This is a genomic window from Nocardia farcinica (genome assembly GCF_029867845.1).
GTDB classification, from domain to species: domain Bacteria; phylum Actinomycetota; class Actinomycetes; order Mycobacteriales; family Mycobacteriaceae; genus Nocardia; species Nocardia farcinica_A.
The window spans coordinates 1-1,288 of sequence record NZ_JARWRU010000896.1 but is presented as its reverse complement, the minus strand read 5'-3'; the positions used below and the strand labels follow the sequence as shown (position 1 = coordinate 1,288).

Sequence of the window (1,288 nt, the reverse complement as noted above, 5' to 3'; positions counted from 1 at the left end):
CGTGGGGGGGGGGTCCCCCGTTGTGGGGGGGGGGCCCGCCGGGTGGGGGCTGTGCGGGCGGGGGGGGGGGGGGGGCTCCCGGCGCTGGCCGCGGCGGGTGGGCCCCCCCCCCTTCTTCGCGTGGCAGGCGGGATCAGATGGGCCGGAAGCCCGCGCCGATGCCGCCGCGCCGGTTGATGTCGTCCATGATCGTGGTCATGTTGGTGCCGACCTCGGGACCGAAGCAGGCGATGGCCAGGTAGGCGTTCACCATGCCGACCAGGGTCGTGCCGACCACCACGGGTGCGCCGGAATCGCCCTCGACGACGCACATCTGGGCCCAGGTCTCCATGTTGCTGCCGAAGATGTCGCCGTAGGCCAGGCCGCAGGTGTTGCCGGTGGTGCGGCCTTCCTTGCAGACGATCATCGGGAACTGGGCGGGCGCTCCGATGCCGGTGATGGTCACCCCGCCGATCCGGTTGACCGGGGTGATGGCGCCCTGCCGGAACTGGATCACCGCGTAGTCGAGGGTGGGATCGGAGTGCACGAAGGTGCCGATCACGCCCGCGCCGGGGTCGGTCTCGGCGTACACCCGCGCACCCGGGTCGCCGCAATGGCCCGCCGTCAGGCCCACCAGCCTGCCCGCGCCGTCGTAGCCGACGGTGGTGACGGTGCATTCGTACATTGCGTCGACGATGATTCCCGAACCGCCACCGATCACCGGTGCGGCCGGGTCCGCCGCCGCGGCCCCCGCGCCTGTCCCGAGCAGCGCCGCGCCGAGGGCGACGGCGAGGACGGCGTTGGCCGCCTTGGCGAGTTTGCTGAACATGTCCCTCCAGATGTCGGAAGCCCGCACGATATCAATCTGTCGCATTCATCGTGTCAGTATTCGGTCTCGGTCGCGTCTCGCCGGGCGAGGGCCGCGTACGGCCCGCTCACCCGGCGTGTCATAGCAAGTCGGCATCAATAGCCGTTCGGTATCGAAGCGGCCGACCCGGCGCGTCGAATCGGCGGTGCGCGTCCATCGTCCCCCGAGTCCACTACATTCGGATACCGGGAAGATTTTAGATGATTAAATTCCCAGCAATTCCGGGAAGGGCATATTTCGCGTCCTGATGACGGGGGCGGGGGTGCAACCTGTTCCAATGAAATTGTAGTTTCAAGGGCATAAACCGAGCGTGTCGCTGTGGCCGGTCCCAGTCTTTTCGCACGCGTGACAGCGATCTATGACTGCGGTCACATGTCGGTGGTGTGTTGCGCACTACTCCGTAGTAAGGTGCGTCAAGCAAACGGGTCGTCGGGGTAGGCC

At 67.7% G+C, this 1,288-nt stretch carries 1 protein-coding gene; it reads right to left on the bottom strand.

Annotated features, from left to right (window positions below; all coding sequences use genetic code 11):
* Positions 1-133: 133 nt before the first annotated feature.
* Complete coding sequence (locus tag QH283_RS19760) at positions 134-808, bottom strand: S1 family peptidase (protein WP_280504474.1); 675 nt, start codon at positions 806-808, stop codon at positions 134-136.
* Between the last annotated feature and the right edge of the window lie 480 nt (positions 809-1,288).